General features: G+C 73.7%; 16 protein-coding genes. 8 read left to right on the forward strand and 8 right to left on the reverse strand.

The genetic code is table 11. The annotated features are described in order from the left end of the window. Nucleotides 1–3: 3 nt before the first annotated feature. Nucleotides 4–984, reverse strand: coding sequence for an ABC transporter substrate-binding protein (locus KSNIM_RS33820; protein WP_263106975.1), 981 nt, complete (start codon nucleotides 982–984; stop codon nucleotides 4–6). Nucleotides 985–1,507: 523 nt separating this feature from the next. Here KSNIM_RS33820 and KSNIM_RS33825 point away from each other — a divergent pair. Further along, on the forward strand, nucleotides 1,508–1,879 hold the full coding sequence (locus tag KSNIM_RS33825; protein ID WP_263106976.1) for a hypothetical protein: 372 nt from the start codon (nucleotides 1,508–1,510) through the stop codon (nucleotides 1,877–1,879). A gap of 59 nt (nucleotides 1,880–1,938) precedes the next feature. On the opposite strand, the gene KSNIM_RS33830 is transcribed toward KSNIM_RS33825, so the two are convergent. Then, nucleotides 1,939–3,354 carry a non-reducing end alpha-L-arabinofuranosidase family hydrolase gene (locus KSNIM_RS33830; RefSeq protein ID WP_263106977.1) on the reverse strand — a complete coding sequence of 472 codons (1,416 nt, stop codon included), beginning with the start codon at nucleotides 3,352–3,354 and terminating at the stop codon, nucleotides 1,939–1,941. A 608-nt stretch (nucleotides 3,355–3,962) separates the two neighbouring features. Continuing rightward, a complete protein-coding gene (locus KSNIM_RS33835; RefSeq protein ID WP_411543817.1) occupies nucleotides 3,963–4,949 on the reverse strand; it encodes a glycoside hydrolase family 11 protein in 987 nt (328 codons plus the stop codon). Nucleotides 4,950–5,867: 918 nt separating this feature from the next. Here KSNIM_RS33835 and KSNIM_RS33840 point away from each other — a divergent pair. Then, nucleotides 5,868–8,612 (forward strand): GNAT family N-acetyltransferase, encoded by a 2,745-nt coding sequence (locus tag KSNIM_RS33840; protein ID WP_263106978.1) that lies wholly within the window; start codon nucleotides 5,868–5,870, stop codon nucleotides 8,610–8,612. A gap of 48 nt (nucleotides 8,613–8,660) precedes the next feature. On the opposite strand, the gene KSNIM_RS33845 is transcribed toward KSNIM_RS33840, so the two are convergent. The 4 genes from KSNIM_RS33845 to KSNIM_RS33860 all read right to left on the reverse strand — a co-directional run bounded on the left by KSNIM_RS33845 (nucleotide 8,661) and on the right by KSNIM_RS33860 (nucleotide 16,528). Beyond that, nucleotides 8,661–10,082 (reverse strand): MBL fold metallo-hydrolase RNA specificity domain-containing protein, encoded by a 1,422-nt coding sequence (locus tag KSNIM_RS33845; RefSeq protein ID WP_263106979.1) that lies wholly within the window; start codon nucleotides 10,080–10,082, stop codon nucleotides 8,661–8,663. Between the two features lie 8 nt (nucleotides 10,083–10,090). Next, nucleotides 10,091–12,466 carry a phosphoenolpyruvate synthase gene (ppsA, locus tag KSNIM_RS33850; RefSeq protein WP_263106980.1) on the reverse strand — a complete coding sequence of 792 codons (2,376 nt, stop codon included), beginning with the start codon at nucleotides 12,464–12,466 and terminating at the stop codon, nucleotides 10,091–10,093. 227 nt (nucleotides 12,467–12,693) lie between these two features. Next, the gene (locus KSNIM_RS33855) at nucleotides 12,694–15,645 is read right to left on the reverse strand and encodes a cation-translocating P-type ATPase (protein WP_263106981.1); all 2,952 of its coding nucleotides are present in this window, start codon (nucleotides 15,643–15,645) and stop codon (nucleotides 12,694–12,696) included. A gap of 1 nt (nucleotide 15,646) precedes the next feature. After that, nucleotides 15,647–16,528, reverse strand: coding sequence for a universal stress protein (locus tag KSNIM_RS33860; RefSeq protein ID WP_263106983.1), 882 nt, complete (start codon nucleotides 16,526–16,528; stop codon nucleotides 15,647–15,649). Nucleotides 16,529–16,822: 294 nt separating this feature from the next. On the opposite strand from KSNIM_RS33860, the gene KSNIM_RS33865 reads away from it, so the two are divergent. The 6 genes from KSNIM_RS33865 to KSNIM_RS33890 all read left to right on the forward strand — a co-directional run bounded on the left by KSNIM_RS33865 (nucleotide 16,823) and on the right by KSNIM_RS33890 (nucleotide 21,272). After that, nucleotides 16,823–17,440, forward strand: a complete 618-nt coding sequence (locus KSNIM_RS33865) for an OsmC family protein (protein ID WP_263106984.1) — start codon at nucleotides 16,823–16,825, stop codon at nucleotides 17,438–17,440. Beyond that, complete coding sequence (locus tag KSNIM_RS33870) at nucleotides 17,419–17,871, forward strand: cyclic nucleotide-binding/CBS domain-containing protein (RefSeq protein WP_263106985.1); 453 nt, start codon at nucleotides 17,419–17,421, stop codon at nucleotides 17,869–17,871. Before KSNIM_RS33865 ends, KSNIM_RS33870 begins: the two co-directional genes overlap by 22 nt. Continuing rightward, nucleotides 17,868–18,470 carry a CBS domain-containing protein gene (locus tag KSNIM_RS33875; protein ID WP_263106986.1) on the forward strand — a complete coding sequence of 201 codons (603 nt, stop codon included), beginning with the start codon at nucleotides 17,868–17,870 and terminating at the stop codon, nucleotides 18,468–18,470. The genes KSNIM_RS33870 and KSNIM_RS33875 overlap by 4 nt, the downstream gene beginning before the upstream one ends. Nucleotides 18,471–18,491: 21 nt before the next feature. After that, the gene (locus KSNIM_RS33880) at nucleotides 18,492–19,283 is read left to right on the forward strand and encodes a universal stress protein (RefSeq protein WP_263106987.1); all 792 of its coding nucleotides are present in this window, start codon (nucleotides 18,492–18,494) and stop codon (nucleotides 19,281–19,283) included. 74 nt (nucleotides 19,284–19,357) lie between these two features. Then, the gene (locus KSNIM_RS33885; RefSeq protein ID WP_263106988.1) at nucleotides 19,358–20,050 is read left to right on the forward strand and encodes a response regulator; all 693 of its coding nucleotides are present in this window, start codon (nucleotides 19,358–19,360) and stop codon (nucleotides 20,048–20,050) included. Nucleotides 20,051–20,288: 238 nt separating this feature from the next. Continuing rightward, nucleotides 20,289–21,272 carry an Acg family FMN-binding oxidoreductase gene (locus KSNIM_RS33890; protein WP_263106989.1) on the forward strand — a complete coding sequence of 328 codons (984 nt, stop codon included), beginning with the start codon at nucleotides 20,289–20,291 and terminating at the stop codon, nucleotides 21,270–21,272. A 2-nt stretch (nucleotides 21,273–21,274) separates the two neighbouring features. On the opposite strand, the gene KSNIM_RS33895 is transcribed toward KSNIM_RS33890, so the two are convergent. Further along, complete coding sequence (locus tag KSNIM_RS33895) at nucleotides 21,275–22,993, reverse strand: GAF domain-containing sensor histidine kinase (protein ID WP_263106990.1); 1,719 nt, start codon at nucleotides 22,991–22,993, stop codon at nucleotides 21,275–21,277. Nucleotides 22,994–23,105: the final 112 nt, after the last annotated feature.

Here is a 23,105-nt window from a genome sequence, read left to right on the forward strand (position 1 = left end):
GGATCAGTACTGGCGGGTCGGCAGCGCGGCGGTGGCCTGCTCGGGAGTGAAGGTGCCCTCGACGGTCTTGATCCGGTGCTCGACGCTCTCGCCGTTCTTGACCTTCTTCGCCAGCTCCATCAGCTGATCGCCGAGGAGGGGGTTGCACTCCACATCGAAGTTGATCTTGCCCTGGGACATGGCGGTGAAGGCGTCCTTGACGCCGTCGACGGAGACGATCTTGATGTCGGTGCCGGGCTTCTTGCCGGCCTCCTCGATCGCCTGGATGGCGCCGAGGGCCATGTCGTCGTTGTGGGCGTAGAGGACGTCGATCTTCGGCTGGGCCTTCAGGAAGGCCTGCATGACCTCCTTGCCCTTCGCCCGGGTGAAGTCGCCGGTCTGCGAGGCGACGACCTTGAACTTCGGGTCGCCCTTGATCGCGTCGGCGAAGCCGGACTTGCGGTCGTTGGCCGGGGCGGAGCCGGTGGTGCCCTCCAGCTGGACGACGTTCACCTCTCCCGGCTTGGCCTGGTACTCCTTGACCAGCCAGTCGCCGGCCTTCTTGCCCTCCTCGACGAAGTCCGAGCCGAGGAAGGTGGCGTAGAGGGAGGTGTCCGCGGAGTCGATCGCGCGGTCGGTGAGGATCACCGGGATGTGCGCGGCCTTCGCCTCCTTCAGGACGGTGTCCCAGCCGGACTCGACCACCGGGGAGAAGGCGATGACGTCGACCTTCTGCTGGATGAACGAGCGGATCGCCTTGATCTGGTTCTCCTGCTTCTGCTGGGCGTCGGAGAACTTGAGGGTGATGCCGGCCTTCTTCGCCGCCTCCTGGACGGACTTGGTGTTCGCGGTGCGCCACCCGCTCTCGGCGCCGACCTGGGCGAAGCCGAGGACGAGCTTGCCGTTCGACTTCTTGCCGTCCGACGAGCCGCCGGTGGAGGAACAGGCGGACAGGCCGACGATCATGGCGCCGGCGAGGACGGCGGCAGCGGCTCTCTTGGACATCGGGGTCTTCCTCTCGGTGTTTCTCCCGGCCCAGACGCCGCAGGGCGGCTGGTGCATGCCGGGAGGTGGGGGTGCGCCGGGTGGCCTGGCGGGCCGGCCACAGGTGAATCTGACGGATCGCCAAAAGGCGGGAGGTCAATGGGCTTGCTGCAGGCGTCCGGTGGTGTCCCGTAGTGAGGCGTTGACGCCTGCGCCTCTGCCCGACAAGATTGTTAGCGCTAACAAGTGGCTCGTGCAAGAGCAGTGCACTGCTTTGTTGAATCTTGGCTACCGGCGGTTCCGGATCGCGGGAGGGGGGGAGCCGGTCCGGCGGGTGTCGGTCCTGGCGGGCCGTTATGTCGGGCGCCCCGGCCCGGAGGGCCTGGGCTGCCCGCGGTCGGCGGTCGGTGCGAGCGGCCGTGGAGCCCGGAGGGCCCGGCGGTAGAGAGCACCACCGGCACGATCCGCGCCACCGCATCGGCCACAGGCTCGACCGCCGGCTGGAAGGACCACACCGCCACCTCACCACCGGTGCGTCGGCCCCGTGGCCACCGCGAACCGGCTCGTCGTCCACGGGTACGGGACCGGGTCCGGCCGGTCGGTCCGGCTCTCCGTGGTGCGATGCCTTGCGCCGGCGTTCGCGGAAAGCGACGGCATCAGGACGGACCTGGAGCAGCTGCTCGCCGACACCGAACCGGGATTCTTCCGGCGCCCCGGCGGTGGCAACCACCTCGAAGGCAGCGTGGTCGCCAACCCGGCGGCGAGCACGACCGATGTGTCCAGCCAAGTGGACAGACCCGCTTGGCTGCGCCACGTGCACCCGGTGTCGAGTGAAGTGAGGAACCCCAGCCGACGCACGGCTGGGGTTCCCGGGGCGGTGGGTGTCGGTCACCAGGTGGAGCCGCCCCTGCCGTGACGTGCTCGTTCACGTGCCGGCATGGCGCACCCGGTGGTGATCACCGTGGGTGGGGCGGGTCAGTGCTGCAGGGTGAGGACGGCGGGTCGCCAGGGCAGCTGGTCGTAGGGGCCGCTCGCGGTGGGGGACTTGCCCTGGTAGAGGAACTGGAGGTTGCAGGGGTCGATGGTCATGGTCTGGTCGGGGTTGGTGCGGACCAGGTCGCCGTGGCTGATGTCGTTGGTCCAGGTGGCACCGGTGTTGGCCTTGCCCGCGAAGGGGTTGCTCTCGGTGGCGGCCTGCGGGGTCCACGAACCGTTCAGGCTGGTGGCGGTGAAGGAGCGGAAGTAGCGCTGCTCGTTCGCGCCTCGGGCTTCGACGATCATGAGGTACTGGTTGCGGTCCTTGACCTTGTAGACCTGCGGCGCCTCGAACAGGTTCTTCGCCGTGTCGCTCATGACCGTCGTGTAGGAGGAGCCGAAGCTGCCGGGGAAGTTCGCGAGGGGCATGCTCGCCCGGTAGATGCTGCCGTTGTCACCGGCGAAGAACAGGTACATGTTCTGGCCGTCGGCGATCAGGGTCTGGTCGATCGGGCCGGTGCCGGAGCCGGGGATGCTGCCGGTGAACAGCGGCTGCGGCGCGGACCAGCCGTTGGGGTTGGCGGGGTCGCTGGAGGTGCGGTAGATGAACGGCCACTGACCCCACTGGTAGGCCAGCACCCAGATGTTCTTGGGCGCGAAGTAGAACAGCGTGGGCGCCACCGCGGCCTGGCCCATCCCGCTCTGCCCGGCCGACGCCATGTCCGACCAGTTCGTGAACGGGCTGAACATCATCGAGCCGTACGACGAGCCCGACACGTTCGACGCGTAGACCAGGTGCTTGCCGTTGTACACGACGTTCGTGAAGTCCTTCACCGACGCCCACCCGTTCGCCGGCTGCGCCAGCGCCCCGGTCGAGGTCCAGCGGTAGCTCGACGGGAGGACACACGTCCCGGTCGGGGGAGTGGTCGGGGTGGACGACAGGCCGGTCCACTGCTGGTTGCTGCGGCCGTTGCACGTCCAGATCTCCACGGCCGTGCCGTTGGCCGTACCGGCGCCCGTGACGTCGAGGCACAGTCCGGACTCGACCCCGACGATCGTGCCGTCGGCGTTGACCTTCCACTGCTGGTTCGCGCCGCCGCTGCAGGTCCAGATCTGCACCCGGGTGCCGGCCGTGGTGGCGTGGCCCGGAACATCCAGGCACCTGTTGCCGTACACGGTCAGCTGGTTGCCGGACGTCGACGTCCACAGCTGGTTGGCGCCGCCCGAGCAGTCATGGATCTGCAGGGCCGCGCCGTCGTTCTGGCTGGCGTTCTGCACGTCGAGACACCGACCGGAACCGACACCGCGCAAGGCTGCGCTGGTGGCCGCCTGAGCCGGGTTGGCCGACAGCAGCGCCGCCAGCGCCGCCACGGCCGCGACCACAGCGGTGAGCATCACGGACAGATGCCTGCGCATGGGGAACCTCCTTTGTGAACGGATGGACTGTCAAACAGGGTCGTTAGCGCCGACATTCGTGCGCTGCCATCGGCGCACGCTCGGTGGCTTCGCCACCGGAGTTTCCAGCGCTGGTTGGCGCCGCCGTCGGAGCCCCGGATCTGGACAGGTGTGCCGTTGCCGTTCTGTCCGGTGGGCTCGTCGACAACGCGTCCGGCGGCCACGTCGGAGAGCATGTGGACGGTGCCGGAGGCGATGCCGCCGCCGGGGGTGCCGTCGCTGTGGCCGCCCAGGGCGGTGAGCGCCGCGCTGTAGGCGGCCTTCCTGTGTGCCGCTGAGCAGCGGCTGCTCCGGGACGCCGCCGCACCCGGCGTGGTCACCCCGGCGGCATGGCCGCGGGGCCCCTCGATGATGGCCGCGGCCGAGCTGACGACCGTGCGTGCGGCCGCCGAGAGGGCCTCGCGGAGACGCGGCTTCCTTGTGGCCTACGGCATGACGGGTCGTTCTCCTGGTGGGTGGGGGACACCAGGCAGGAGCCACGCGCTGTTAGCGCTAACAATTTACCGCGCCCGCCGGGCAGCGGGGAGAGAATTCCAGGGATTGTCGCGTGGAACCGGACGCTTACGGGCTCAGCTCGCGCTGCAGGACAGCGTCGGCCAAGTGGTGCTGCCGTTCTTCATGATGGTCATGCCCCAGCTGTTGCCCGCGCCGTTGGGGGTGGCGACCAGCGTCTGGGCGTCGGGGTAGGAGGCGTTGATGTTCCAGGTCGCGCTGATCTTCTCCGGGGAGGGGACCTTCACGGTCACCTTCCAGGTGGTTGATCCGGCGACCGAGACGTTCAGGTTGTAGCGGTCGCTCCACGAGGCGCCGGCGGAGAGCGTCGTGGTGCAGCCGCCGCCGGTGCCGCCGCCACCGCCACCGCCCGTGGCGGAGCCCAGCGTGATGTTGGAGCTGCCGCTGCTCTGGTAGCCCTCGGTGGCCATGATCTCGTAGTTCATGGTGCCGAGGTTCATGCCGTACCTGGCCCACGCGTCGACGTGGTTTCCGACGGTGATGGTCCCGCCGGTCCGCTTGGCCTGCCGGACGCTCCAGTACTGGTTGAAGGTCTTGATTCCCTCGATGGAAGGGGCGTTGTAGCGCGTCGTCTCGTAGATGTCGTAGGTGCCGCCGTCGCTGGTGACGGTGCCCTTGTACGTGCCGGTGGGCTTGTAGGAACCGTAGTTCTCGACGATGTAGTACTCGACGAGCGGGTTGGTGCTCCAGCCGTAGAGCGACAGGTAGGCGTTGCCGCTGGTGCTCCAAGTACCCGAGTAGCTCACCGGGTTGCGGGACCCGGTGCTCCAGCCCTTGCCGGCGACGAAGTTGCCGGCGTTGGTCCAGGAGGTGCTGTAGTTCCCGCCGCCGTTCAGGGACATCGAGGCCGCGCCGGTGCCCTCGGTCCAGAACGAGTAGAAGTATCCGCCGTCGGTGCCGGTCCGGTTCGTGGTGACGGTCGCGGCGTCGGCGGTGCCGGGCAGGATCAGGACGGGAGCGAGGGCCAGCGCGAGGACGCGCGCCTTGTTGACGAGTCGCCAGGGGCGACCGGCCTTGTGGCTCTTGGGGTGGGGGAGGTTCACGAGAGGTATCCGTCCTGCTGGTGAGTGGGTGGGGGGTGGGTGCAGCCCTGAGCCGGCGACGACCGCGAGGGGGTGGGCGCGGTGTCGCGCGGCGGCCTGCAGAGCCGACCGGGCAGCAGCATCGCTGTGTCCGAGGCCAGTTGGCGAAGGCAGCCCGGATCCAGGGCCGTTCGGACTTGTCGACGGCGATAGTGTTGGCCTGCACCCGACAAGGTGTCAACACTTTCGACCAAGAGGGCGATAGATTCGCTCGTGCCTCGGGTCCACCCTCCTCGCAAAGGGGCTGGACAGGCGCGTGATGGCCGACGCGTGCCTGAAAAACTCGACCTGCCCTCGTTCAATTCCCCCGTGATCTTCTCGCGCTCGCCGAAACTTGTAGCCATATGTGTTCGAAAGTTTCGCGCGCGGTGCCGGTGACCGCTCCCGGTGCTGCCAGCCGCCGGTGGGTGGAGTGGGATCCCGCGGAGACAGGCGGTCAGGCCGGCCCGCCCCGGCGGATCACCCTGCGAGTACCAGCAGGCGCCGGACTTGGGCGTGCGGACCAGCGTGTCGTAGTCCACGTGCACCATGCCGAAGCGCCTGCCGGAACGCACCGCCGACCCCGAAGGACGTCTCTGCCTGTGCCTGCGGATCGACGCCGGACGTCCGATCGCACGCGTGGCTGCGGAAGCCGGCATCTCCCGCCGCTGTCCGGCCGAGTGGTACACCCGCCGCCGGCGCGCGGCGAGAACGGACCACTCGACCGGCCGGCGGCCGGCGGCGGATGCGCCGGACGGTCACCGTGCCCGGGCCCTGCCCGGTCGGACGGGCCGCCGGGGCCCATCGGCCCTGGCCGCGCCACCCGCGCCGGAGGACGGTGGAGGGAGCAGTGCCCGGGCCGTACGAGCGATGCCGCCGGGCCGGACCGAGGGAGTCGCCATGTCAGTCACCGAGCCGCCGGTGTCCGCGGTCGAGGCACTGCTCGCCGACGGGACGACCGTCCTCCTCAGGCCCGTCGAGGCCGGGGACCGTGCCGCCGTCCTGGACCTGCACGAGCACGGGATGTCCGACGAGAGCCGCCGGATGAGGTTCCTCGGCACGAGCCGCCGGGCCGCCGAGATGGTCGCCGACCGGCTCTGCGGCCCCGGCCGGGCCGGTGTCCTGGCCCTCGGCGCCTGGGCGGACGGCGAGCTGGTGGGGGAGGCGGACTGCCAGGCCGTCGAGGAGAGCGGCGGGACTGCCGAGCTGGCGATGGCGGTCGCCGACGCCTGGCACCACCGCGGAGTCGGCACCCTGCTCGTCGAGCACCTCGTCCATGCCGCCCGCAAGCGCGGCATCCACGAGTTCGTCGCCGACACGCTGGCCGGCAACCGGGCCGTCCACAAGGTCTTCTCCGACCTCGGCCTGCCCGTCCACCGGCACCTCGACCACGGCGAGATCCGGGTGCGCGTCCCGCTCGACGAGGACGACGAGGGCTACCTCCGCGCCGTCGACGAACGCGGCCGGACGGCCGACCTGGCCAGCCTGGCCGCGCTGCTGCGCCCGCGGTCGGTCGCGGTCGTGGGCGCGTCCCGCCGGGCCGGATCGGTGGGCCGCACCGTCCTGCTGAAGCTCCGCCGGGGCGGCTTCACCGGGCCGGTGTGGGCCGTGAACCCGCACACCGGGGTGATCGCCGGCGAGCCCGCGTACCCGGGGATCGCCGAGCTGCCCGGGGTGCCGGACCTCGCCGTGCTCGCCGTGCCGCCGTCGGCCGTGCCCGACGCCGCCGAGGAGTGCGGCCGCGCGGGCACGAAGGCGCTCGTGGTGCTCACCTCCGGCCTGGACGCGGCACAGGCACGGCAACTGGTGCACAGCTGCCGGCGCCACAGCATGCGCCTGGTGGGGCCCAACAGCCTCGGCATCGCCCAGACCGATCCGGAGGTCCGGCTGGACGCGGAGTTCGGCGGGGCCTTCCCGCTGCCCGGCAGCGCCGGGGTCGCCGTGCAGTCCGGGGGCGTGGGCATCGCCCTGCTGGAACGCCTCGCCTGGCTGGGCATCGGCGTCTCCACCTTCGTCTCGCTCGGGGACAAGTACGACGTCAGCGGCAACGACCTGCTGCAGTGGTGGGAGAGCGACGGCCGGACGGACCTGGCCCTGCTGCACCTGGAGTCCTTCGGCAGTCCGCGGGCCTTCGCCCGGACGGCGCGGCGCGTGACCCGGACCCTGCCGGTGCTCACCGTGGACGCCGGGCGCTCCGCTGCCGGCCGCCGCGGCGCCGCCTCGCACACCGCCGCCGCCGCGACGCCGACCGTCACCCGGGAGACGCTCTTCCGCCGGGCCGGGATCACCGCAGCGCGCAGCATCGCCGAACTCGTCGAAGCCGCCGCCCTGTTCCACACCCAGCCGCTGCCCGGCGTGCACGGACGCGTGGCGGTGGTCTCCAACGCCGGCGGGATCGGCATCCTCGCCGCGGACGCGTGCGCCGAGGCCGGGCTCGAACTGCCGCCGCTGCCCGCGGACACCGTCGCCGAACTGCGCGCACTGCTGCCCGCCGCCGCGGGGACGGCCAACCCGGTCGACACCACCGCGGCCGTCGGCCCGGCCGAGCTCAGGGGCTGCCTCGACGCGCTCGCGCGGGCCGACACCGTCGACGCCCTGCTGGTCTGCCTCGTGCCGACCGCGCTCGTCCAGGACGACGCCGACCAGCCGCTCCACGCGCTGCTGGACGGCCCGGGCCGCCGGCGGCTGCCGGTCGCGGCGGTCCTGCTGGACCAGGAGGTGCCCGTCCAGTACCGGACCTGCGCGGACGGCGGACAGCTGCCGTCCTACTCGGACCCGGCCGCCGCCGCACGGGCCCTCGCCCACGCCCGGGACCGCGCGAGGTGGCTGGCCGAACCGCCCTCCGCCCCGGCCGCCCCGCCGGACACCGACACAGCCGCCGCCCGCCGCCTGGTCGACGCCTTCCTCGCCGCCCACCCCGACGGAGGCTGGCTCGACCCGGAGACCACCACCGGTCTGCTCGGCCACTACCGGCTGCCGCTCACCACGGCCGTCCTGGCGCGGACCGAGGACGAGGCCGCGCTCGCCGCCCGGACGCTGGGCCCGCTCGGCCACGAGGGCCGCGTCGCGGCCAAGGCCTACTGGCCGGACCAGGTGCACAAGAGCGCCGAAGGCGCCGTCCGCCTCGGCCTCGGCGGCGAGACCCAGGCCCGGGAGTGCTACCGGGAGTTCCACGACCGCTTCGGCGACCGGACGGCCGGCGTGGTGGTCCAGCCCATGGCCGCACCCGGCCTGGAACTGCTGGTCGGCGCGGTGCAGGACGAGGTGTTCGGCCCGCTGGTCCTGCTCGGCCTCGGCGGTACCGCGACCGATGTCCTCGCCGACCGCACCGCCCGCCTCGCCCCGCTCACCGAACGCGATCTGGAGACCATGCCCGCCGACCTCAGGGCGGCGCCGCTGGTGCTCGGCCGGCCGGGCGCGCCGGGTGCGGACCCGGCCGGGCTCCACGCGGTGCTCGCCGCCGTCTCCGCCCTGGCCTGCGACCTGCCGCAGGTCGTCGAGGTGGACCTCAACCCGCTGATCGCCCGGCCCGACGGGGTCGTCTGCGTGGACGCCCGGGTCCGGGTCGCGCCCAGGCCCTCCTTCGACCCGTACCTGCGGCGGCTGCGCCGTCCGGCCGTGGCCGGGGAGGCGGGCGGCCCCTGAGTCCGGCCGAGTCCGGCCGCGCCGGTCCGCCCCTCGGACGACCGGATCTCATGCGATGAGGACGCGCTCGCCGGAGTGCGGCACCACGGCCGTCCAGCCGAGCTCGCGGTCGATCCGGTCGCGGAGGGCCTGCGCCCCCGCGGGCTCGCCGTGCACCAGGTAGGTGGCGCTCGGCGGCGGCGCGGCCCGCAGCCACTCGACGACCTCCGCCGCGTCGGCGTGGGCGGAGAACGCCGGAACGTTCACCACCTCGGCACGGACCGGTACGTAGCCGCCGTACATCTTCAGCACCCTCGCACCGTCGACCAGTTGGCGGGCACGGGTGCCCTCCGCCGCGTAGCCGACCACCACCACGGTGTTCCGCGGATCCGGCAGCAGCCGCCGCAGGTGGTGCACGACGCGCCCGCCGGTGGCCATGCCCGAGGCGGAGACCAGCACGCACGGCACGGCGGAGCGTTCGAGGGCCAGCGACTCCTGGAGCGAGTGGATCGGCTCGAACGGTTCCGGGTCGAGGGCCGTCGTGTCGTCCAGCACCTCGGGCCGCAGGTCGGAGGAGCGGACGGCGAAGGCGTCGCGGTACACCTGCAGCGCGGCCAGCGCCATCGGGCTGTCCACGTACACCGGGGCGCCGGACGGCAGCCGGCCGCTGCGGCGCAGGTCGGCGAGCTGGTGCAGGACGACCTCGGTGCGGTCGACCGCGAACGAGGGGACGACGACCGTCCCGCCGCGGGCGAGGGTCCGCTCGATCGCACGCGCGAACCACTCGCGGGCCGCGGTCTCCTCGTGGTGCCGGTTGCCGTAGGTCGACTCCACCAGCAGCACGTCCGCCCCGGTGAACGGCTCGGGCGGGCGCAGCAGAGGGTGCACCGGGCGGCCCAGGTCGCCGCTGACGGCGAGGGTGTGGCCGTCCTCCAGGGTGAGGTGCGCCCAGGCGGAGCCGAGGATGTGCCCGGCCCGGTGCAGGCGCAGAACCGTCCCCGCCTTGATCTCGACGTCCGTTTCCACCGGGACGGGGTCGAACATGCGCAGGGTGTTCTCGACGTCCTTGTCGTCGTACAGCGGCTCGGCGGGGCGGTGCTTGGACCAGCCGTGCTCGTTGGCGTGGTCGGCGTCCTCGCGGAGCAGGTGCGCGCTGTCGCGGAGGATCAGTTCGGCGAGCCGGGCGGTGTCCGGGGCGGTCAGGACGGGGCCGCGGAAGCCGTCGCGGACCAGACGGGGAAGATAGCCGCAGTGGTCCAGGTGGGCGTGGGTCAGCACGACGGCGTCGACGTCGGCCGGGTCGAGAGGCAGGGGACGGCGGTTGCGGCGGCGCAGCTCGGCGAGGCCCTGGAAGAGCCCGCAGTCGACCATGAGCCGCGCATGGTCGGTCTCGACCAGGAACTTGCTGCCGGTGACGGTGCCGACGCCGCCGAGGAAGGTGAGCAGGCCCGGCCGGGGCGCAGGGCTCGGGGTGTTCGGTGCGGTGTTCACGGCGGTCCTCACTCCGTGCGGTGCCGGCCGTGCTCCGCCGCCGCGACCTGGTGCTTGACGGCGGCGAAGCTGTCCGGGGTGACCGAGATCGAATCGATGCCGGCGTCGACCAGGAAGCGGGTGAACGCGGGGTCGTTGCTCGGGCGCTGGCCGCAGAGGCCGACATGGCGGCCGGCCGCGTGGGCGGTGGCGATCAGTGTCTCGATGCTGCGGGTGACCGCCGGGTTGCTCTCGTCGAAGAGGTGGACGAGCAGGTCGGAGTCGCGGTCGACGCCGAGCGTGAGCTGGGTCAGGTCGTTGCTGCCGATGGAGAAGCCGTCGAACCGCGCCGCGAACTCCCCGGCGAGCAGGATGTTCGCCGGGATCTCGGCCATCACGAAGACCTGGAGCCCGTTGCGGCCCCGCTCCAGGCCGTTGTCCGCCATGACGGCGAGCACGCGGTCGGCCTCCTCGGGGGTGCGGCAGAAGGGGATCATGACCACCAGGTTGGTCAGCCCCATGTCGTCGCGGACCCGGCGCAGCGCACGGCACTCGAGGGCGAAGCCCTCGCGGTAGCGGTCGTCGTAGTACCGGCTCGCCCCGCGCCACCCGATCATCGGGTTCGCCTCCACCGGCTCGAACGGGGCACCGCCGACCAGTCGGGCGTACTCGTTGGTCTTGAAGTCGCTGGTGCGCACCACCACCGGGTCCGGCCAGCGGGAGGCGGCGATCCGCGCGACACCCTGGGCCAGCCGGTCGACGAAGTACTCGGTGCGGTCGGGGCAGCCGTCGCTCAGCGCGTCCACCAGCCGCCGGTCCTCGGAGGAGAGCCGATCGGGGTGGAGCAGCGCCAGGGGATGCACCCGGACCTGGTGGGCCACGACGAACTCGGTGCGGGCGAGCCCCACGCCGTCCGCGGGCAGCCGCCACCAGCGGAACGCCGCGGCCGGGTCGGCCAGGTTCAGCATCACCTTGGTGCGGGTGGCCGGCAGCGAGTCGAGGTCGGTCTCCGACTCCTCGTAATCGACGCGGCCGTGGTAGACGTGGCCCTCGGCGCCCTCCGCGCAGGAGACGGTGACCTGCTGCCCGTCGTCGAGGACCTCGGTCGCCCGACCGGTGCCGACCACGGCCGGCACGCCCAGCTCGCGGCTGACGATCGCCGCGTGCGAGGTGCGTCCCCCGTGGTCGGTGACGATCGCCGACGCCTTCTTCATCAGCGGCTCCCAGTCGGGATCGGTGATCGCGGTGACCAGGACCGCCCCGGCGGGGAAGCGGCCGATCTCGACCGGGCTGCGCAGCCGGCTGACCGGGCCGGCACCGATCGCCTCACCCACGGCGATGCCGTCCACCAGCCGCTGCCCGGTGCCGGTCAGCCGGTACCGCCGCAGGACGGCCCCGCGGCGCCGTGACTGCACGGTCTCCGGCCGGGCCTGCACGACGAACAGCTGCCCGGTACGGCCGTCCTTCGCCCACTCCAGGTCCATCGGACAGCCGTAGTGCTCCTCGACGGCCACCGCCCACTCCGCCAGCCGCCGGACCTCGCCGTGGTCCAGCACCAGGGCGGACCGTTCCTCCTCCGAGGTCTCGACGATCCGGGTGAGACCCGCTTCGCCGTACACCGACTTGTGCCGCTTCGGGCCGCACACGGTCTGCAGCACCGGGTCGAGCCCAAGATCCTTCAGCAGCGGCTTGAACACCAGGTACTCGTCGGGGTCCACCCGGCCGCTGACCACCGTCTCCCCGAGCCCCCACGCGGCGCTCACCACGACGGCCTCGGGGAAGCCGGTCTCCGGGTCCAGGGTGAACATCACGCCCGATCCGCCGAGGTCCGAGCGGACCATCAGCTGCACGCCCACCGACAGCGCCACCGCGAGGTGGTCGAAGCCGAGCCGCTCGCGGTAGTCGATCGCCCGGTCGGTGAACAGCGACGCGAAGCAGCGCCGACAGGCGTCCAGCAGGGCCTCGCGCCCGCGGACGTTGAGGAAGGTCTCCTGCTGCCCGGCGAAGCTCGCCTCCGGCAGGTCCTCGGCGGTGGCGCTGCTGCGCACGGCCACGTCCGGATCCGTCCGGCCAGCCTCCCGGCCCAGCCGCGCGTAGCCGTCCGCGAGCTCCTCGACCAGCGCCCCGGGCAGGGGCGTCGCCAGCACGGCGGCCCGGACGGCGGCGCCCACCTCGGCGAGCGGGCCGCCCGCCCGCAACCGGTCGAGCTGTGCGACGACCTCGTCCCGCAGACCGCCCTGTGCCAGGAACTCGCGAAAGGCGTCGGCCGTCGTGGCGAACCCGTCGGGAACGCGGACACCGGCCGGCCCGAGGTGCCCGACCAGCTCCCCCAGGGAGGCGTTCTTGCCTCCCACCAGGCCGACATCGCCTCGTTCGAGGTCGGCGAACCGGATCACTCGGCGCATGGCTCCTCCCGGACGGTTCAGTAGGGCAGCCGACGGCCCGACGGCGTGCGCAGGTCGAGTGGCGGGAGCGGACGGGGCTGGGGGCCGGGGCGTTTGACGATCCTGGTCCGAGGCATTGCTGCCACCTCCTCGGCGGGTGCCGGTGCCTCCACCATCCGTCCGGCCGCCGTCCGGCTCCCAGGGCCCCGGGGCCCGGACCGGTGGGCCGGACGGCCCACGGTTGCCGATCAGCCGGGACGGTGCGGGTCGCCGCCGGGAGGGCGCCCGTGCCCTGCGGCGATGCGCTGCGCGTGCGCCACGATGTCGGCCGCCGCGTGCTCCCCGACACCGAGGGCGTGGATCAGCCGGTGGGCACTCCAGCCGTGCCGGGCGAGCAGCACCGGCAGCGGGTGGTGCCCGTTCTCCTCGCGCACCGGTACGGGCGGCGAGGGCCGTACCGCGGCCGGAACGGTGGCTGCGCCCGCCCGGCGGCGGACGGCGGCCCTGCGGAGCTCGTCCGCACCCCAGACCACCAGGGGGAAGGGGAGCAGCACGGCCAGCTGCGCCGGGCCGAGGGCAGCCGTGCCGAACAGGCCGTGCAGGGCGGGGACGTAAACGATCACGGCCGCGAACGCCAGGGAGAAGGCGATGCCGCCGAGCAGCTGGCGGTTGCCGAACACCCCGACCGAGCGCAGCGGGGCCCGCTCGGTCCGGGCGGCGAAGGCGGTGCCGATCTGGCAGGCCACGATGCCCAACCAGGCGACGGTGGTGGCCTGCTGGTACAGGTGGTGGAGGGGGCTGCCGGGGCCGGTGGGATCGCCGGGGTGCCAGCCGCCCGTGGTCAGGGTGAGGAAGTAGCCGCCCATGACGAGTGCGGCGGAGATCAGACCGAGGAATCCCCAGGCCCTGGCCAGCATGGCGGGCCGGATCACCTTCTCGTCCCGAGGCCGTGGCGGACGGTCCATCAGGCCCGGTTCGGCGCGCTCCCGGCCGAGGGCGAGTGCGGGCAGGGTGTCGGTGCCGAGGTCGACCGCGAGGATCTGCATCACCGTCAGCGGCAGCGGCACGGCGCCTCCGGCCAGGGCGAAGACCAGGAAGGGAACCACCTCGGGCACGGCGTGCGCGAAGATGTAGACGATGAACTTGCGGATGTTGTCGTAGGTGCGCCGACCCTCCTCGACCGCCGCCACGATGGTGGCGAAGTCGTCGTCCGTGAGCACCATGGTGGCCGACTCCCGGGCGACCTCGGTACCGGAGCGGCCCATGGCGACGCCGATGTCGGCCCGGCGCAGCGCGGGCGCGTCGTTGACTCCGTCCCCGGTCATGGCCACGGTGTTGCCCTCCGCCCGCAGGGCGTCGGCGATCCGCAGCTTGGCCTCGGGCGAGGTCCGGGCGAACACCACCTCCTCGCCCCGGGCGAGCAGGGCGTCCAGCCGGTCGTCGCCCAGGGAGTCCAGTTCGGCGCCGGTGACGATCCGCATGCCGCGGTGGCCGATGCCGACCTGTTCGGCGACGGCCGCGGCGGTGAGTCCGTTGTCGCCGGTGACGACGTGCACGGTGATGCCGGCGCGGTGGGCCCGGGCGATGGCGTCGGCGACCTCCGGCCGGGGCGGGTCGGCCATCGCGACCAGGCCGAGCAGGCACAGATCGCGCTCCGCGTCCTCGCGGCGCCGCGGCGGCGGCTGTCCGGGACGGAGCTGCCGCACCGCGACCGCGAGCACCCGCAGGCCGCGGGCCGCCAGTCGGCCGACCTCGTGCACCACGGCTGTCCGGTCCTCGGCGGTCAGTGCCCGTTCCGTTCCCCCGTCGCGCAGCGAGGCGGCGTGCGCGAGCACCTCCTCCGGTGCTCCCTTGGTGTGGATCACGGTGGCGCCGCGGCCCCGGTCGGCCGTGGTCATCAGCTTCAGCCGGGGGTCGAACCGGAACACCGCCAGTCGGCCGTCGTCCCGGGGCCCGACCCCGCAGGGCACGCCGAGGCGGTCGGCGAGGTCGAGCAGGGCCAGCTCGGTCGGGTCGCCGTGTGCGGTGTCCGGGTCGGCGGTGGTGCAGACCGCGGCCGCTCCGGCGAGGTCGCGGATCTCGGTGCCGGCCGCGGTACCGTCCGCCGGCGCCTCGCCGGCCGGTGTCCACACGGTGGTGACCCGCATCCGGTTCTCGGTCAGGGTGCCGGTCTTGTCGGTGCAGACGACGGTGGTCGAGCCGAGGGTCTCCACCGCGGACAGCCGTTTGACGACCGCACCGCGCCGGGCCAGGTCGCGGACGCCGGAGGCGAGGGCCAGCGTGATGGTCGGCAGCAGGCCCTCGGGCACGTTGGCGACCAGCAGGCCGACGGCGAAGGTCACCGCGGCGGTCAACGACAGGCCGGCCGCCAGGCCCATCGGCAGGAAGACGAGCCCGACACCCACCGCGATCACCGCGATCAGCCGGGCGACCCGCTTGACCTGGTGCTCCAGCGGGCTCTCCTCACGGCGGGTCCGCTGGCTCAGGGCGGCGATCCGCCCGAGTTCGGTGTGCATGCCGGTGGCCGTCACCACCGCCACGGCCTGCCCGCCGGTGCAGGCCGAGCCGGAGAACACCAGGTCGCGGGCGTCCAGCAGCGGACCGGTGACGTCGGCCGTCTCCGCGGAGCGGAAGACCGGGACGGACTCGCCGGTGAGCGCCGACAGGTCGACCTCCACGCCGCCGGAGAGCAGCCTCGCGTCGGCGGACACCCGGTCGCCCTCCTCGACCACCAGGACGTCGCCCGGCACGAGATCCGTGGCCGGGACCTCCCTGCGGACGCCGCCGCGGACCACGGTGGCGCGGTCCGGCAGGAAGTCCGCCAGGGCCTCCACCGCCTGTTCGGCCTGCCGCTCCTGCACGAAGGCGAGCAGGGCGTTCAGCACGATGACCGCCGCGATCGCCACCGCCAGTGCCGGGGCGCCGCTCACCAGGGCGAGCACGGCCGCCAGCGCGAGCAGCACGGCCAGCGGGTGGGTGAACTGCTGCACCAGCTCGGCGGGCCAGCGCCGTCCGCCCCGCCGGGCCAGGGCGTTCGGCCCGTGGACGGCCAGCCGTCGACCGGCCTCCCGCTCGGCCAGGCCGTCCGGCGAGGTCCGCAGGTCGCGGAAGAGGAGGTTGACCGGCTCGCGCGGGTCCGGCCCCTCCGGTCCGGGCTCCACCGGAGGCGGCCGGAGGGTGCCGGTCCGGTCGCCGGACACGTCAGCGGTGGTGGTGGTCGGCGGGCGGCGGGACGGTGACGACCGGGCAGTGCGCGTGGTGCAGCAGCCCGTGCGGGACGGAGCCGAGGCGCATGCCGGTGAACCCGCCGTGGCCGCGCCGGCCGACCACCACGGCCAGCGCGTGGGCCGAGGCGTCGGCCAACTGCTCGACCGGGTGCCCGACGAGCACGTCGTGGGTCACCCGGACGTCAGGATGCGCGCCGCCCTGTCCTGCCGTGGCTTCGGACAGCTGCCGCCGGAGGGTCTGCACGGCGTCGTGGTCGCCGGGCGGCCAGATCACGGGCCGCTGCCACACCCACACGGCCCGCAGCTCGGCCCCGCGCCGCGCGGCCAGGTCGACGGCGAAGTCCACGGCGGCGGCCGACGAGCGGCTGCCGTCCACCCCCACGACCACGTACGGCGGCTGCTCGGTCGAGTGCTCCGGTGCGCCGACCACGACGACCGGGCAGTGTGCCTGGGCGCTCAGCGGAACGGTGACCGAGGACGCGCTCAGCCACTCCTCGACGTGGCTGAGGCGCCGCGACCCGACGACCACCAGCTCGGCATGCCGGGACTCCTCGCACAGGACCTGGTCCGTGACGCCCTCGACGGTGCCGGACGTGATCTCCAGGCCCGGGTGGCGTTCACGGGCCAACAGGGCCGCCTTGTCGAGGACCACGTCGCCCTCCCGGTGCTGCTCCTTCAGGCTGCCGACCCACTCGGCGCCGGTGAATCCGTACGGCGGGGGAGACACGGCGTGGACCAGTCGCAGCGGCCGGCCCCGCCGGTCGGCCTCGTCCGCGGCCCAGGCCACGGCCGTCGGGGCGGGAGCCGGGGCGTCGACGCCCAGCACGATCGGTCGGTGCGCAGCAGCGGATCGCATGACTTCCTCCACCCGTGAACGGTCGGTGCCTCGCTGCCACGCTACGGTCGGCCGCCGCCGGTGCGGGAGGGCCGACCGGCCCCGCCCGCGGGGCCGGTACGCACTCCCGACGGTCCCTCAGCCGCGTTCCGCCCGAGGACCGGACGGCGCGGAGGGCCGAACGGCCCCGTCCACCGGGTACCCACGGTCCCGCCGTGACCCAACCGGCCGGCCCTGGCCGGTACCCGGCCGATGCGGTGTCCTGGGAGGAGGAGCCCGTGTCTCCGCGGGCGGCCCGGAGCAGGGAGAACCGTCATGGCAAACCCGACCCGCCCGATCACCACGGCGGCCGGAGGATCGCTCCTCGTCACCCGCGCGGAGGCCGCCGAGCACGGTCCGGTGGTGCTCGACCTCGGGGGAACCGGGCGGGCCGCGCTCACATGTGCCGAGGCCCGGCAGGTCGCCGCGGCCCTGATCCGCGAGTCGGCCGCCGCCGGGGACCCGGACGGAGCCGGGCGCACCAAGGCCGTCCACCTGTGCGACGACCGGTACGCCATCTCCGTCCGCGGCCACGTGCTCACCGTCGACCAGCCGGTGGCGGACGGCGGCGCCGACACGGCACCGACCCCGCTCGAACTGTTCACCGCCTCCCTCGCCGCCTGCGTCGCCCACTACGCCGGCCGCTACCTGTCCCGGCACGGCATCGACCGCGACGGGCTGCGGGTGACCGTGGACCACCGGATGGCGGCCGACCGACCCGCGCGGATCGCCTCGGCGGACGTCCGCGTCATCGCCCCCCGGCTGCCCCAGGAACGGACGGCCGGGCTTCTCGCCGTGGCGTCCCACCGCACCGTCCACAACACGCTGACCCACTCGCCCGAGGTCACCATCGCCGTGAAGGAGGCCGTGCCGTGCGCGTCGCGGACCTCATGATCTCGCCCCCGGTGACCGTCCCGCCCGACAGCACCGCCGCCGAGGCGGCGCGGCTGATGGCGGACCGGGCGATCGGATGCGTCCTGGTGGGGGACAGCCGGACCCTGCTCGGCGTCCTCACCGACCGCGACCTCGTCGTCCGGGTGCTCGCCGGAGACGTGGACGCCGACACCTCGGTGGCCAGGCTGATGTCGGCCCCGCCACTGACCGTCCACGCCGACGAGGAACTCGGCGCCGCCTACCGGATGTTCCGCCGCACCGGGGTGCGGCGCCTCCCCGTCCTGAGAGGAGGCGCGCCGGTCGGCGTCATCACCGTCGACGACCTCTTCCTCGACGTCCTTCAGCACTTCGCCGACCTGCTCGGCCCGGTCTCCCGCAGCACCCTGCACGACGAGGCCGCCGTGCCGCCTCCCGAAAGGACCACGCCATGAACAGCACCTGGTACACCGTCGGTGACGTGATGACCCACGCGGTCGTCGCGGTAGGACGGGACGCGGACTTCCGGGAGATCGCGGAGACCCTGCAGCAGTGGCAGGTCAGTGCGGTGCCGGTGCTGGCCGGCGACGGCCGGGTGATCGGCGTCGTCTCCGAGGCCGACCTGCTGACAGCCCAGGACCGCGAACCCGAGACGTACCGCGGCATGACCGCGGGCGCCATGATGACCGCGCCGGCCGTGACCGTCCACCCGGACAGCCCCATCGCCGAGGCGGGCCGCTCCATGGCACGCATGCACCTCAAGCGGCTGCCCGTCGTCGACGCGGAGGACTGCCTGGTGGGCATCGTCAGCCGGGGCGACCTGCTCAAGGTCCACCTGCGCGAGGACGGGGAACTGGCCGGCCAGGTCCGGTTCGAGCTGATCGCGGCCCTCCACCCGGCGGACGCCTCCGGCCTCCACGTGACGGCCGAGGAAGGGCGCATCACACTGTCCGGCACGCTCCCCGACAAGGCGACGGCCGCACTGCTGGAACACCTGGTCAAAGGTGTGCCGGGCGTGGTCGACGCCGAGGTCCGGCTCGGCGTACCGGCCTGAGCGGCCGGCGGCGTGAACACCGTGGCGCTGCCTGTGCTGGCCGTCGTCGACGGCTCGCCCGTCACCCCGGCCGTCGCCGACTGGGCTGCCGCCGAGGCCGGGCGCCGCGGCGCGCCGCTGTGCCTCGTCCACCCGCTGCCCCGGCCGCTCGGCGCCGCGCCCGGGCTTCCCGGCGTCAGCGAGGTCCGCGGCCGGGCGCTCGGCCTGCTCGCCGAGACGGCGGCCCGCCTGCGCCTCGACCACCGGGGACTGGAGGTGCGGACCGCCCTCGTGGAGGACCCCGGCTCCGGCGGGCTGCTGGCCGCCGCCCACGGCGCCGGGCTCGTCGTGCTCGCCACCCACGGGCCCCGGCACGTCAGCCCCCGCTTCCTCGACGCCCTCGGCCCCGCGGTGGCCGGCCGCGCAGACTGCCCGACCGTCCTGCTGCACGACACGGCGCCCGCCGCCCCGACCGGGCGGGTGGTGGCCGGAGTCGACCCCGACCTCCCCGCCCCGCAGGTCGTCGACTTCGCCCTGGACGCCGCCGTGCTCCGCGGGGCCGAACTCCGGATCGTCGCCGTCGAGCGGGAGCAGACCGAGCACACCCGGCGGGTGCTGCGGCGGCTGGCCGAGTCCCTGGCGGAGCGCGGCCCGGTGGCTTCGCACGCCTCCGTGGAGGACCACCCGGGCAGCGCCGTGGAGGAGCTCGTCCGCGTGGCGGGCGAGGGCTGCGACCTCCTCGTCGTCGGCTGCTCGGGCCGGCGGCTCGGCCCGGTGGCGCGCGCGGTCGTCGGGCGGGTCCGCGTTCCGGTCGCCGTCGTCCCGCACGGATGAGCCCGACCGGTGCGGCACGGGAGGCGGACGCGCAGAATCGGGGAAGACACACCACACAGGTGCAGGAGGCCGCCATGGACCCGACCCGGGAGGGCGACACCGAACAGGCCGTCCGGGTGTTCCTGCTGGACGACCACGAGATCGTGCGGCGGGGAGTGAAGGACCTGCTGGACGCCGAACCCGACATCGAGGTCGTCGGCGAGGCGGGCACCTGCGCCCAGGCACTCGCACGGGTGCCCGCCCTCAAACCCCGGGTGGCCGTTCTCGACGTGCGACTCCCCGACGGCGACGGCGTCACCGTCTGCCGGGAGCTGCGTGACCGGATGCCCGACCTGGTCTGCCTGATGCTCACCTCCTTCGACGACGACGACGCACTGCTGGACGCGATCATGGCCGGGGCGGCGGGCTACGTCCTCAAGCAGGTCAAGAGCGCGGACCTGGTCAACGCCGTGCGCACGGTGGCGGCGGGCGAGTCGATGCTCGACCCGGCCACCACCCGCAAGCTGATGGAGAGCCTGCGCCACCACGACGAGACCGACACCGAGGCCCTGCTCGACCAGCTGACACCGCGCGAGCGCGAGATCCTCGCCCTGGTGGGCGAGGGCAAGACCAACCGGCAGATCGGCAAGGAGCTCTACCTCGCCGAGAAGACCGTCAAGAACCACGTGTCGCGGCTGCTCGCCAAACTCGGGGTCGAGCGGCGCCTGCAGGCCGCCGTCCTGGCCGCCCAGGTCGACACGGAGCACCGGTCGTCGCACCCGCACTGAGCCGCACGGCCCGGCGGATCGGGCCGCTCGGCCCATGTGGACCCGGCGCCGCGGGCGGACCGTGGAGGTGAGGGCATCCGCCCCGCCCCGGCGGTCCAGGCGCCCGCGGCGACCCACCGCATCGCCGGGCGTCCGTCCCGCGCAGGGACCGCCGCCGACGCGTACCGACAGTGCCCGGGCGCCCTGCGCGCCGCGAACCGGCCGGCCTCCGGCTGACCGAACACCCGGAGGAGCCGTCATGTCGACCATCGCCCTCGACGCCGCCGCACTGGAGACCCTGGTCTCCGCCGCGGTCGCCGCACCGTCCATCCACAACAGCCAGCCGTGGCACTTCAAACTGCGCCCCGAGACCTCCACCCTCGAGGTGCGCGCCGTCGGAGAGCGGCAACTGCCCCAGACCGACCCGCGGGGCCAGGCCCTGTACATCTCGGTCGGAGCCGCCGTGTTCAACGTGCGCGTCGCGGCCCGCCACCTGGGCTGGTCCCCCGACATCCGGCTGCTGCCCGACCCGGCCGAGCCCGACCTGCTGGCAGCCGTCGAACTCGACCGGCCGGCCCTCGTCACCCTCCCCAGCACCGCCGAACTGTACGGCGCGATCTGGCACCGGCACACCATCCGCACACCGTTCACCGGCCCGCCCGTCCCGGCCGCCGTCCTCGCCGACCTCGTCGCAGCAGCACGGGCGGAGGAGACGATGCTCGACATTCCCGGTCCCGAGGAGACCGAACGGCTCCTGCGCCTGACCGCCGAGGCGGAACGGACCAACACCACCGACATCAGGCGCCGCATCGAGAGCCGCGCCTGGATCCAGGAACCCGGCGGACCGCCGCTGGGCATACCGCGCCGCGCCCTCGGACCGCAGGACGCCGCAGGCCACCTGCCGGTGCGGGACTTCTCCGCCATCGACCCGGCCGACCACCTGCCGCCCGCCGTCTTCGAGGCCCACCCGTGCCTCGCCGTCCTGTCCACCCACCAGGACCGCCCGGTGGACTGGCTGCGCGCAGGACTGGCCCTGCAGCACGTCCTGCTGGTCGCCACCCTCCACCAGGTCCGCGCGTCGATGATGCACCAGGCCGTCGAGTGGCCCCACGTCCGGTGGGCGACCCGGGACCCGTCCCACGGGCCCGGCTGCGTGCAGATGCTCCTCAGGCTCGGCTACGGCCCCGAAGGCGCACCCACGCCGAGGCTCCCCGTGACCGAGAGCATCGACCCCGAGGACTGACCTCAGGCGGCCGGCAGCGGCACCCGCCAGACCAGCTCGGTGCCGCCCCCGGGGCGGCTGCGGGCGTCGAACCCGCCGCCCATCGCGGCCGCCCGTTCGGCCAGGTTGGCCAGGCCGCTGCGCCGCCCGCCCTCCGGCAGGCCGATGCCGTTGTCCGTGATCGTGAGCACCAGGTCGGCACCGGCGGCGAGCGCCACCTCCACGGAGGTGGCCTCGGCGTGCCGGGCCGCGTTGGAGAGTGCCTCCTGCAGGACGGCGAGCGCCTCCTCCGCCGCCTCCGGCGGGACGGTGACGTCGATCAGACCGGTCATCCGCAGCGCCGGGGTGAACCCGAGGACGGCGGCCGCCCGGTCCACGGTCTCCACGACGCGCGCCCGCAGTCCCTTGCCGCCCGGTCCCGACCGCCCGGCCCGCAGGCCGAAGATGGTCGACCGGATGGTCTTGGCGGTCTCGTCGAGGTCGTCGATGGCCCGCAGCACGCGGTCGGCGGCCTCCGGGTGCTCGATGAACCGGATGGCGCCCTGCAAGGTCATCCCGGTGGCGAAGAGGCGCTGGATGGCCAGGTCGTGCAGGTCGCGGGCGATCCGGTCGCGCTCCTTGAGCAGGGAGACCTGTTCGGAGTCGCGGCGCCGCTCCGCCAGCTCCATCGCCACGGCGGCCTGCGCGCCGAAGCCCTTCAGCGGAGCGGACTCGTCCGCGTCGAAGAGCGGTGCGCCCTCGGCCCGGGCGAGCATGAGCACGCCGCGGATCCCGCCCTCGGCGGTGCCGATCGGTACCGCGAGCGCGGGCCCCAGCCCCTCCCAGCGCGGTGGCCCGACGGTGATCCGCGGGTCCTTGCGGACGTCCGCGCTGACCGCGAGGTCGGCCGACTGCACGGCCGCGCCCATGAAGGAGCCGCTGACCGGCAGCACCAGGCCCTGGTGGTCGGAACCGCGCAGGCCGACCGCGATCCGGACTTCGAGCTCCTGCGTCCGCGGGAGGCAGAAGGCCACGACCGCGAGGTCCGCACCCGCGATCTGGGACGCGCGGGTGACCAGCAGGTCGAGCACCGCCTGCTCCGGCTCGCCGGAGAGCAGGCTGCTGGTGACCTCGGCACCGGCGGTCAGCCAGCGTTCCCGCAGCCGTGCCTGCGTGTAGAGGCGGGCGTTGTCGATCGTCACGCCCGCGGCCACCGCGAGTGCGGCGAGCACCGCCTCGTCCTCGGCGTCGAACCCGCCGCCGCCGCGCTTCTCCGTCAGGTAGAGGTTGCCGAAGACCGTGTCCCGTACGCGGATCGGCACCCCCAGGAAGCTGTGCATGGGGGGATGGCCGGCCGGGAAGCCGACCGACGACGGATGGTCCGCGATCTCGCCGAGCCGCAGCGGCGCCGGGTGGCGGATCAGCTCACCCAGCAGCCCGCGCCCGGACGGCAGCGGACCGATCCGCTCCCGTTCCTCGTCGCTCACGCCCACCGGGATGAACTGGGCCAGGGTACGGTCCTCACCGATCACCCCCAGGGCGCCGTACTCGGCGTCCACCAGCGTCACCGCCGCCTCGACGACGTGCCGCAGGGCCTGGGTGAGCTCCAGGTCCCGTCCGACGTCCAGCACGGCCTCCAGCAGGCTGTGCACCCGGTCGCGGGCGTGGCGGGCGGCGTCCAGCCGGGCCTGGAGCTCGTCGAGCAGGTCGTCGAGGCGGAGCTGCGGCAGCGGGGACGTGCCGTCCTCGCGGGCGATTCCCACGTCGTCCCCTCCGGTCGGGTGGCCGCCTTCCAGCGTAGGAGGCGGCGACCCGCGCGGCACGGAGGCCCGCCGTGGTCGGGCCGCCCGGACCGGTGGTCCGTCGGGGGCGGAT

Origin of the sequence: Kitasatospora sp. DSM 101779, from assembly GCF_025655475.1 — a bacterium.
GTDB lineage: Bacteria > Actinomycetota > Actinomycetes > Streptomycetales > Streptomycetaceae > Kitasatospora.

Coding starts and splice junctions, on each gene's coding strand:
- KSNIM_RS33820 (WP_263106975.1), bottom strand. CDS start 984: ATGTCCAAGAGAGCCGCTGCCGCCGTCCTCGCCGGCGCCATGATCGTC.
- KSNIM_RS33830 (WP_263106977.1), bottom strand. CDS start 3,354: ATGCGCAGGCATCTGTCCGTGATGCTCACCGCTGTGGTCGCGGCCGTG.
- KSNIM_RS33840 (WP_263106978.1), top strand. CDS start 5,868: ATGTCAGTCACCGAGCCGCCGGTGTCCGCGGTCGAGGCACTGCTCGCC.
- ppsA (WP_263106980.1), bottom strand. CDS start 12,466: ATGCGCCGAGTGATCCGGTTCGCCGACCTCGAACGAGGCGATGTCGGC.
- KSNIM_RS33860 (WP_263106983.1), bottom strand. CDS start 16,528: ATGCGATCCGCTGCTGCGCACCGACCGATCGTGCTGGGCGTCGACGCC.
- KSNIM_RS33865 (WP_263106984.1), top strand. CDS start 16,823: ATGGCAAACCCGACCCGCCCGATCACCACGGCGGCCGGAGGATCGCTC.
- KSNIM_RS33875 (WP_263106986.1), top strand. CDS start 17,868: ATGAACAGCACCTGGTACACCGTCGGTGACGTGATGACCCACGCGGTC.
- KSNIM_RS33885 (WP_263106988.1), top strand. CDS start 19,358: ATGGACCCGACCCGGGAGGGCGACACCGAACAGGCCGTCCGGGTGTTC.
- KSNIM_RS33890 (WP_263106989.1), top strand. CDS start 20,289: ATGTCGACCATCGCCCTCGACGCCGCCGCACTGGAGACCCTGGTCTCC.